General features: G+C 42.4%; 5 protein-coding genes and 1 pseudogene. 5 read left to right on the top strand and 1 reads right to left on the bottom strand.

Going from position 1 to position 11,185, the window contains the following annotated elements:
• Positions 1-156 precede the first annotated feature (156 nt).
• Positions 157-381, bottom strand: coding sequence for a hypothetical protein (locus tag BQ7394_RS21280; RefSeq protein ID WP_075559246.1), 225 nt, complete (start codon positions 379-381; stop codon positions 157-159).
• 378 nt (positions 382-759) lie between these two features.
• Between BQ7394_RS21280 and pyrH the strand changes: the two genes are divergently transcribed.
• From pyrH to BQ7394_RS21250, 5 genes and pseudogenes are all read left to right on the top strand, one after another.
• Positions 760-1,470, top strand: coding sequence for a UMP kinase (gene pyrH, locus BQ7394_RS21275; protein WP_075559245.1), 711 nt, complete (start codon positions 760-762; stop codon positions 1,468-1,470).
• A 186-nt stretch (positions 1,471-1,656) separates the two neighbouring features.
• Positions 1,657-3,275, top strand: a pseudogene (locus BQ7394_RS21265) (glycoside hydrolase family 172 protein).
• 43 nt (positions 3,276-3,318) lie between these two features.
• Complete coding sequence (locus BQ7394_RS21260; RefSeq protein WP_075559243.1) at positions 3,319-6,030, top strand: substrate-binding domain-containing protein; 2,712 nt, start codon at positions 3,319-3,321, stop codon at positions 6,028-6,030.
• A gap of 185 nt (positions 6,031-6,215) precedes the next feature.
• Positions 6,216-9,374 carry a SusC/RagA family TonB-linked outer membrane protein gene (locus BQ7394_RS21255; RefSeq protein WP_075559242.1) on the top strand — a complete coding sequence of 1,053 codons (3,159 nt, stop codon included), beginning with the start codon at positions 6,216-6,218 and terminating at the stop codon, positions 9,372-9,374.
• A gap of 19 nt (positions 9,375-9,393) precedes the next feature.
• Positions 9,394-11,115, top strand: a complete 1,722-nt coding sequence (locus BQ7394_RS21250) for a RagB/SusD family nutrient uptake outer membrane protein (RefSeq protein WP_075559241.1) — start codon at positions 9,394-9,396, stop codon at positions 11,113-11,115.
• Positions 11,116-11,185: the final 70 nt, after the last annotated feature.

Below are 11,185 nucleotides of genomic sequence, written 5' to 3'. Positions count from 1 at the left end.
ACCAATTACCCCGCGATGGGCGAACAAGTAGCCGTATTAATACTAAAGTAATAAAATAAAGTTCATCTGTCGGTATCTCTGTGAAGAGGGAACACAGATAAAAAACAAACCCCGGTAGAATAATCTATCGGGGTTTCGTTGGTTGGTGCAGACTCTTTATTTATTTTGCTTTGCTTTCTCGGCAAGATGCTCCACGCGGTCGGCAACATATTCGGCCTGATTGATACCTTTGTCGACTGCATCTTTGAATTTCTTTTTAGTTCTGTCAGCCAATTCACTCATGTCATCATGAATACATTTGAATTTGCCGTCGTCTTCCATTTTGCGAAGCACATAGCCGATTGCTATACCGGCTGCAATACCGATTAATACATTCTTCATAACTCTTTACTTTTAAATGATTCTACTTGGTTTCTTTTGTATATGAAACAGAACGGCGGGATAGATTGTTTCGGATGTAATAGTAAAAAAGAAGCAAGAGAACTTAAAAACAACGTTTCCCCATCTCTTTCCGCTGAAAGACGAGGGGAAACGCTAAAGTTAGGAAGAAGGTTTGGTTGATATTCTTAGTGTTTCAAAATAAGGAATAAAGTGTGTGTTTCATTTCAGGAACAAAAGTAGAGTGGTCGTGTTACAAACCTGTTACATTTGCTATACGCTTTTATTAAATAATGCCGGAATAATCCCTTACTGATATTGTTTGCTGATTGAAATACTGTATTTTTGCAGAAGAACAATTAGAAATCAAAAAACAACAAGATGGCACAATACAAACGAATTCTTCTGAAACTAAGCGGTGAGTCGCTGATGGGAGGGAAACAATACGGTATCGACGAAGTTCGTCTGAACGAGTATGCAACACAAATCAAGGAAATTGCCGAAATGGGTGTACAGATCGGAATTGTGATCGGTGGCGGTAATATCTTTCGTGGTCTGAGCGGTGCATCCAAAGGATTCGACCGGGTGAAGGGAGACCAGATGGGAATGCTGGCAACGGTTATCAATAGCCTTGCATTGAGTTCTGCGCTGGTTGCACAAGGCGTGAAGGCAAAGGTGCTGACTGCCATTCGTATGGAACCGATCGGTGAGTTTTATAATAAATGGCGTGCCATCGAACTATTGGAACAAGGCAATGTCGTAATCATGTCCGGCGGTACAGGTAATCCGTTCTTTACTACCGATACCGGTTCTTCCCTGAGAGGGATCGAGATCGAAGCCGATGTGATGCTGAAAGGTACCCGCGTAGATGGTATCTATACGGCCGATCCGGAGAAAGATCCTACGGCAACCAAATTCGCTGATATCACTTATGATGAAATATACACTCGTGGCCTGAAGGTAATGGATCTGACGGCAACTACCATGTGTAAAGAAAATAACCTGCCGATCATTGTCTTCGATATGGATACCAATGGTAACCTGAAAAAGGTGATGAGCGGGGAAAATATCGGAACATTGGTACATAACTAGTTCTTTATTCTGTTTAACAGACAATTGGCCTCTTTCTTCGTTATGGAGAAAGAGGTTTTTTTATATGCGGATGTGAGGTATGGTACAATTGTTATCGAGTTTATGACATTTGTGATAGCCTTCTCAGAGGATATTATTCTATTTTTGTACTTTAAGTCAATGTAAAAATAAATCTGAAGATAATACATGAAAAAACAATCCTGTCTGGCATTGGTATGCCTTGGTTTTTTATTCCTGTCCATTTCCTGTAAGCAGGAGATTCAGCCGGTTTCATTGTCTACTTTGTTGGATGAAATGGTCTCGGGCGAAGAAGTGGCGCGTGTGCCGTCTCCCTATTATACGACTCATCAGGTAAGCAGTTACGACAGACGTTCCGTTCATCCGGACTCTGCCTTCTGGTTTGCCAATAATGATGGCTTCGGTATTGTCAGGACCGACACGATCAACAACCGGATAGAAAATGTCCTTTTTGACGAGAAAGGCCCCGGAGTTATTACACGGATCTGGCTGACAACGATAAATAAGAGTGGGACGATGCGTTTTTACTTCGACGGGGCAACAGAGGCGCAGTGGTCGATTCCCGCTTACGATTTAATGCGTATCGATGTACCGTTGGGTAGAGGATTGCTGCAACCTCATACCAGTTACACGCCTGATGGCAAAGGAGGGAATACGTTGTTTCTTCCGATACCTTATGCAAAAGGCTGTAAGGTTACTTTCGAATATCCGGACGGTGTGGAGCCGACTCCCAAATACTATCAGATAAATTATAGAAAATATCCGCAGGATGTGGTGGTGGAAACCTTCTCCGCAGAAAAGGCAAAGGCTATTCAGGATAAGATCCTCAGGTAGATCGAGCCCTGCTTGCTCCTCCGGTTTATAAAGCAGGGCAAACGATTTCTGCTTCCGGCCAGGTGTCCTCCGGGCAGTCATTGGCTGTTACCGGATTACCTCAGGGTAACCAGGCTATCAGGAATTTAGCTGTTAGGATAGATGTTCCGAATGCAGATACGTATGCTGCTGTTATGCGTCGGATTATTCTCCAAATTGAGTTTGACGATAAACCGATGGTGTGGGTTCCTCTCAGCGATTTTTCGGCAGGTGGTGTCGGTGCTCCTTATGTAGAAAGCTGGTATTTATCAGCCGATGGGAAGGGAACCGTTACGAGCCGTTGGCCGATGCCTTATCGGAAAGAAGCGAAAATAACTCTTATCAACTACTCGGATGAGGCTATACATGCTTCTGTAAATGCACAGGTCGATAGCTGGAAATGGGACGACCGTTCGCTCTACTTCCATGCTTCATGGCGACAAGAGCAAGGTATTCCGATCAGCAATGAATATGATAATGACTCGCAATGTATGGAATGGAACTTTGCAACGATAAAAGGCAGAGGTGTTTACAGGGGCGATCTGTTGTCGTTGTATAATTATTCTCCTGCCTGGTATGGGGAAGGCGACGAAAAGATCTGGGTGGACGACGATACGTTCCCCTCCCATTTCGGTACCGGTACGGAAGATTATTACAATAGCTCATGGGCTCCCGTCGTACCTTTCCAGACTCCGTTCGGAGGGGCTCCGCGAGCAGACCAGGAAAGTTCTGCCGGATATAATGCTTTCTTCAGGACCCGTAACCTGGATGCTATTCCTTTTACGAAAAGTTTCAGGTTCGATATAGAAATGTTGAGTTGGGTGAAAGGAGAGGTTGATTATGCTACAACGATATATTGGTATGGCAATTACGATTCCGAGGCTGTAAATACCTCCGGTTTGGAAGAGGTTACCGGCTACGTGCTTCCTGAATAATTTTCCTATCTTTGTCTTGGAGTTTTAACCTATCCGTAGTATCATGAGACATGTAAAATGCTTTTTGTTATTGTCTTTCTTTTCTTTATTGGTAATAAGTTGTAATACCTTGGAAAAAGAAAAGAAGTATATAATCGGTGTCTCGCAATGTATGCTCGACGATGCCTGGCGGCAGGCGATGGTAAAAGAAATGCAGATTGAAGCTTCCAACTATGACAATATTGAAATAATCGTCAAGGATGCGAACAGCAATAACGATACACAGATCCGTCAGATAAAAGAATTGATAAACGACAAGGTGGATGTATTGATTATCTCCCCTTTTCAATCGAACCCGATCACGGAAGTTGCCGAAGAGGCGTACAAGGCCGGTATTCCAACTATTATCACCGACAGGAAAGTCAATACGGATTTGTATACGACATTCGTCGGTGCCGATAATTATACGATCGGATATGCTGCCGGTAGTTATGCTGCCAGGTATCTTCCTCCTTCGGCTTCTATCTTGGAAATATGGGGTTTATCGAGTTCGTCGCCAGCGCAGGAACGCCATCAGGGTTTTATAGATGCTTTGGTGAAACGGTCTGACTTAAGTTTCCGTAAAGTAGAAGGAGAATGGGTGTATGATACGGCAAAAGTACGTTTGAAACGGTTAGAATGGCCGTTCAAGGTAGATTTTGTTTATTCCCATAATGATATGATGGCTATTGCCGCCCGCGAGTATTTCATAGAAAAGGCTCCGGAATGGGCGGAAAAACTACCGATTATCGGAGTGGATGCAGTGGCAGGAGCCGGACTTGAAGCTGTGGCCGACGGGCGTATCAATGCTTCTTTCCTTTATCCTACCGGTGGTGAACAGGTGATACGTACTGCTATGAAAATCATTAATGGAGAGTCGGTTCAAAAGTATATCCCTTTGCAAACCGGGGAGATCGATAAGATCAGTGCACGAACTCTCTTAATACAATCCGCCCGTCTCCTGAATTACCAGAAAAGGATCGAACAACAACGTACGAACCTCGATACGTTGCTCAACCGTTTTAATTTTCTGCAAGACTCTTTCCTGATCATTTCCGTCCTGATGATCGGTTTTGTGCTTCTTTCTATCTATACCTTCCTGATTAACTTTAAGTTGAAGAAGACCAATCACGAACTGCGTGAGATCAACCGGAAGGAAGAAGAACAACGCGAAAAGCTTATCCAGTTGAACGCCGAGATAAAAGAAGTGACAGCACAAAAGCTACAATTCTTTACGAATATTTCGCATGAGGTTCGTACTCCGCTGACTCTGATCCTCGGTCCTTTGGATAAGTTATTGAAGTTGATGCATGATTCCCCGTATTTGCGCGACCTGCAATTGATGCAGAAGAATGCGGATCATCTGTTACGTGTCATCAACCAGATACTTGATTTTCGGAAGGTGGAGAATAAGCAGGAGAAGTTGAAGATACGTAATACGGATCTTATTGCTTTCATCCGTGAGATCAAATCTTATTTTGAAAGTATGGCTACCGTACGGCATATTAATTTCACTTTTACTTCAGAGTTGAAGGAATGTATGCTGTGGTTCGATCCGGTGATGATGGAGAAGGTTCTGGTCAACCTGCTATCCAACGCATTTAAGTTTACTCCTGAAAATGGGACGGTTCATATAAGCCTGGTTGAGGTAGATAATAAAATACAGGTCTTGGTAGAAGATAGTGGTCGGGGTATTCTTCCTGAGAATATACCTTATCTTTTTACCCGTTTTTATACGGAAAATGCTTCCAACGGAACCGGAATAGGACTTCATCTGGTGAAAGAATATGTCGATATGCATCATGGAACGATCGCGGTAGAGAGCACTCTGGGAGTAAAGACGGTTTTTACCCTGACATTGTTGAAAGGAAAAGAGCATTTTACGGATGGTTATGTTACTGAACTGCCTATTTCCCCGTTGGCTTATGATGCTTCCCAATTGGATGACTCTACCGAAAAAGAATTGTTGTCAGTCAAATATCCATATACCATCCTGATCACGGAAGATGATGAAGAGGTGAGAACATACCTGAAAGAGGAGTTGCTGGATAATTTCGATATATTGCTTGCTGCTAACGGAAAAGAGGCGTTGGAAGTTTTGGCAACCGAAGATGTATCGTTGGTATTGAGTGATGTGATGATGCCTGAAATGAACGGTTTCGATCTGTGCCGTCATATCAAGACAAATCTATCGACCAGCCATATCCCGATTGTTTTGTTGACCGCTCTTTCCGACGAACGTCAACGTAACTTCGGATTATCAGGAGGTGCGGATGAATATATCCAGAAGCCTTTCCGTATCAATTTCGTCAAGCTAAAGATTATCCGTATCCTGGAAGAGCGTAAACGCCTGCGAGAACAGTTACTTGAGAAACTTCAAAAAGGAAACCTGTTATTGACCGAGCCGGAAAAGGTAAAGAACATGGATGATGTATTTCTGAATAACTTTATCAAATGTATAGAAGAAGTCTATGCAGATACTGAATATAATGTAGAGAAACTGAGTGATACGTTAGGCTTGTCCCGTGGACATCTTCACCGGAAAATAAAAGAACTGACCGGAACGACCCCAGTCGAATTCCTCCGTAATTATCGCCTGAGTAAAGCGGCAGCTTTATTAAAGCAAAAACAATATACAGTAAGCGAAATCGCTTATCAGACTGGTTTCTCTTCACCGGCTTACTTCTCCAAATGCTTTAAGCAGGTGTATGACATAACACCTACCGAGTACCAATAAGAGAATGGCTTCATCGTTGATATAACAAATGTATCCTTCCTATCAAAATTGTCACTTTGTATCCGTAAATCGTTGCAAATGTGACGATTTTGATGCATTTAACGGAATATTTTATCACCTGTTGTCGGAAGAGGGAATACTTTTGCTTTCACCAAATCATTGTTAAACTAATAATTTAAAGATTAATGAAAGCATTAAAACTACGTAAATGGTGCGTATGGATAACGATGTTATTTATGACGCATACTTTGTTAGCCCAACAGGTTTCTATTAATGGAACTGTCATTTCAGGAACTGATAATTACCCTGTTGTTGGAGCTTCTGTTATTGAAAAAGGAACTACAAATGGTATCATTACCGATATGGACGGTAATTTCTCTCTTTCGGTAACCAAAGGGGCTACTATCCAAATCAGTTATATAGGATTTATTACACAGGAGATACCAGCAAACGGGAACAAAAAACTAAATGTCGTCCTGAAAGAAGATGTGCAGACATTGGGTGACGTGGTAGTAACAGGTTACTCTTCACAGAAGAAAGCCGACCTGACTGGTGCGGTTTCCGTTGTAAAGATGGATGATATAAAGAATATAAACACCAGTAATGCTGTTCAGTCATTGCAGGGACGTGTTCCGGGACTTCATGTAACAAATACCGGTCAGCCTAATGGCGATGTAGACGTTAAGATACGTGGTGTCTCTACATTGGGTAACAGCAAGCCGCTTTATATTATCGACGGAATTCCAAGTACCCGCTCGATGAATGAAATAGCAACATCGGATATCGAATCTATCCAGGTATTGAAAGATGCTTCTGCCGCAACTATTTACGGATCACGTGCTGCTAACGGTGTAATCATCGTAACTACTAAAAAAGGAAAATCAGGTGGAACTCATGTGGAATTCAGAGCCTCTTTGACTGCTCAGCAATGGCAACGCTCGGTCGATCTGTTGAATACGGAAGAGTATGGACTTGTGAACTTCCGCGCAAAAGTAAATGATGGTTCATCCTTAAATACAACAACCTTAAGTAACGGAGCGATTAATGAAAAAAAGAATCCATATACATATATGTATGATGTTACCTGGAACGGTGGAGTACCATCTTTGAACAGAATGATCCTTCCGGAATTTCTTGATGTTGCCGGAGAAGAGGTGATGCGTGCCGCAGATACAGATTGGGTGAAGGAAATCAGCCGTACCGGTTTTACTCAGAATTACAATGTGACTGTTACTTCCGGTAACGATAAAGGCCGTGCCCTGTTTTCTGCCGATTATTATGGGAATGACGGTACGGTGAAAGGTACATATTTTGATCGTATCACAGCACGTATTAACAGCGACTATAAATTGTTTAACGACCGGGTAGTTATAGGGGAGAATTTATCGTTGTCTAAGACTCGCAGTTCGACATTAGATGGTAAAGGGTTGCAGGAAAATGCCAAGAATATCCAGTCTATCGTACCGGTTCATTCTTTAGATGGTGGTTGGGGTGGCCCGGCCAGTAATATGAGTGACCGTCAGAACCCGGTTCGCCTGATTGAAGATAACAAGCAGAACCACGAGGATGTATTCCGCCTGTTCGGGGATGTGAACCTGAGTGTCGATATATTGAAGGGATTGACGTTCCGTTCTAAATTCGGTATCGATTATACTGGTTGGTGGAAGCGTGATATGCAAAAAACGTATCAGTCTGGTTTTATGTCAGATAAGACGGCTCGTTTGAATACCTATTCTAATTATGGTGGAAACTGGGTATTGAGTAATACTTTACAATATAAGTTTGATCTAGGAAAGAGTAATTTTGATATTCTGGTCGGTCAGGAAATGATGAAATACAGACTGGAAGATATGTCGGCCGGTCGTGACGGTTTCTTGTTGGAAAATGAAGATTATATGTATTTGTCAGTTGGTGAAGGTAACCTGCGTAACGGAGGAGGAGCGACTTCTTATGCCCTTTCTTCTTTCTTCGGAAAAGTGAATTACAGCTATGATAGCAAGTATCTGGCTTCTGTTACAGTACGTCGCGACGGTTCTTCACGCTTCGGTTCTAATAATCGTTGGGGTACATTCCCCGCATTCTCTTTGGGATGGCGTATTAGCGAAGAAGGATTCTTTGAAGGTGCTAAAAATATTGTGTCAGATTTGAAGCTTCGTTACGGTTGGGGTAAAACAGGTAATCAAGAAATTGACAACTATGCTTCTTACGGTTTGTATCAGGCTCGTTACTATACTGATCCTACCTGGGAACGTGACCAGGGTACTGCTTATGATATCACAGGGGCAGGACAAGGCCAGTTGTCTTCCGGGTTCATCCGTACACAGCGCGTTAACCCGGATCTGAAATGGGAGGCGACTACACAAAACAATGCCGGTATCGACTTCGGCCTGTTTAACCAGATGTTTACCGGATCAATCGATTATTTCTACAAGAAAACAGATGATATTCTGGTTAAACCTCCTTATATCGCAACAATCGGTTTCGGTGGCGACCGATGGGTAAATGGTGCCAGTATGGAAAATAGCGGATTTGAATTTATGCTGACTTATAATCAAAAAGTAGGTGAAGTAGATTTGAATATCACTGGTAATATTGCCAGCTATCGTAATAAGATTACAAAATTGCCGGAAGATGTAATCAATTCTTATCCGGGTAATGGTAACGACCAAACTATTCTCGGACGTCCTTGGAAATCCTTGTTCGGTTATGTAGCTGACGGTATTTTCCAGAATGAACAGGAGGTAAACGAGCATGTGGAACAACCGGGTAAAGGTGTCGGTCGTATCCGCTATAAAGATTTGAATGATGACGGTAAGATCAATGACGAAGATCGTACCTGGTTAGGCGTAGAAGATCCTAAATTCTTATATGGATTGAATATAAATGCCGGTTGGAAGAATTTCGATTTCTCGATGTTCTGGAATGGGCAGGTTGGTTCTCATGCTAATAACGGTCAGAAAACATTTACGGATTTCTTTGGACTGTTCGGTGGACAGAATTATGGAAGACGTTTGGTAGATGCATGGAGTCCGGATAATACAAACTCAACCATCCCTGCGGCTTCTGCCAACAATGTAAACGATGAAGGACGTTTTTCTACTTATTTTGTAGAAAATACCTCTTTCCTGAAATTAGCAAATATTGAAATTGGTTACCGTTTGCCGGATCGCATACTGAAAGCAGCCCACATGGAAAGCGCACGTATCTATCTTTCCGGTCAGAACCTGCTGACAATAAAAAAAGGCTGGGGTGACAATGCCTTTACTGGTGCAGATCCGGAAACTCCGAACTTCGCTTACCCTGTTCCGAGAGCTTTTACTTTTGGTATCAATGTTTCATTCTAATAAATCAGATTATACAATTATGAAAACTTTAAAATATATAGCTTTCGGAGCAGCTTTATTACTCCCGATGATGTCTTGTGATTCTTTTCTGGATGAATCTCCGCAAGGTGTAGCCGATTCTGACAATTTGAATACGGTAGATAATATAGAAAAGATGGTGATTTCGGCTTATTCTTCACTGGGAAACGACAACTATTCAGATGGCTTGAATGCTTACTGGCCTTATGGAGATTTGCGTAGCGGTGATGCTTATAAAGGTGGTGCCGGAACAGGTGATATGGGCGATTTCCACATGTTTGAAACTTTTGTCTATCTGCGCGACGATAATGGTTATCTGGATAAGAAGTGGTATTCGGAATATATTGCGATTGCTCGTGCAAATGATGCTCTGGGACGTATTTATGCAATTAAAGAAGAGGCTTATCCTAAAAAGAAAATCCGTGAAGCTGAAATGCGCTTCCTGCGTGCAAACTATTATTTTGACCTGAAGATTCTGTTCAAACAGATGCCGTGGATTGATGAAAATGATAAAACAGACGATTATATTACGATATCGAATGTCGAATACACGGATAAGGAACTATGGGACATGATTATTGCCGAGTTCCGTTATGCAATGGAAAACCTGCCTGATAAAAATGATGATCTGGCACGGGCAAATAAAGGAATGGCGCAGGCTTATCTGGCTAAGGCTCTTTTGTATGCTGCTTATGAACAGGATGAAAAGCACAATGTCGTAAATATAGACAAAACAAAGCTGCAGGAAGTTGTTACTCTTTGCCAGGGATTGTCTGGTAAGTATTCGTTGGCTCCTGATTTTGCTAATAACTTTCTTTGCGAAACAGAAAATGGACCGGAGTCGATATTCGCAATTCAGTTTTCAGTGAACGATGGTACGTTGCGTGGCCGCCTGGATTGGGGTGCTATGCTGAATTATCCGATGAATCCTGAATACGGATGCTGTGGTTTTCATAGTCCTTCACAGAACATGGTGAATGCTTTCCAGACAGATGAAAATGGATTGCCATTGTTCGATACTTATAATAATCATGATTTACAGACAGCCGACGATTTGCTTGCCACAAATATCGACCCACGTTTGAATCATACAGTTGCAATCCCGGGAGCTCCTTATAAATATAACCCAGAGTTTATTTTCGAAACCAGCTGGACACGTGATCCTGATACATACGGTAGCTTTATGTCTATGAAGGAAACAGTGTTGCCGGATTGTCCGTGTTTCGCCTTTGCTTCTCCGTTTATGTCGAGCTCAAAGAACCGTGATATTATCCGTTACGACGATGTGATGTTGTGGCAAGCTGAGGCTCTGATCGAACTGGGGCGTCAGGCAGAAGCTCTTCCTCTTATCAATGCTCTTCGTGAAAGAGCGGCTAACAGTACAGCTAAGTTGGTTGACGTACAAGGCGATCCTACCGGAAAATTCAAGATTGCAACTTATCAGCCGGGCGTGAACTGTCCGGAATGGTCTCAGGATTTCGCTCGTAAGGCTTTACGCTGGGAACGCCGTCTGGAAATGTCGCAGGAAGGTTCTACATTCTTCGACCTGGTTCGTTGGGGAATAGCAGCAGAGACTGTCAATAAGTATTTTGAAGTGGAAAGAACTCGTCGCACTTATATGGGTGAAGCCAAATTTACAAAGAATAAAGATGAATATTTCCCGATTCCGAAAAATCAGATTAATTTTAGCAAGAAGCTATACAAGCAAAATTATGGCTGGTAAAATTAGTCATTCTATGAACAGGACACGTACGTTTGTAAGTTGTGTCCTGTTTGGAGCTAATAATGTAAAT

Source organism: Parabacteroides timonensis (genome assembly GCF_900128505.1).
GTDB lineage: Bacteria > Bacteroidota > Bacteroidia > Bacteroidales > Tannerellaceae > Parabacteroides > Parabacteroides timonensis.
Note: the sequence above shows the minus strand (reverse complement) of the source record. Positions and strands in the feature narration are given on the sequence as shown.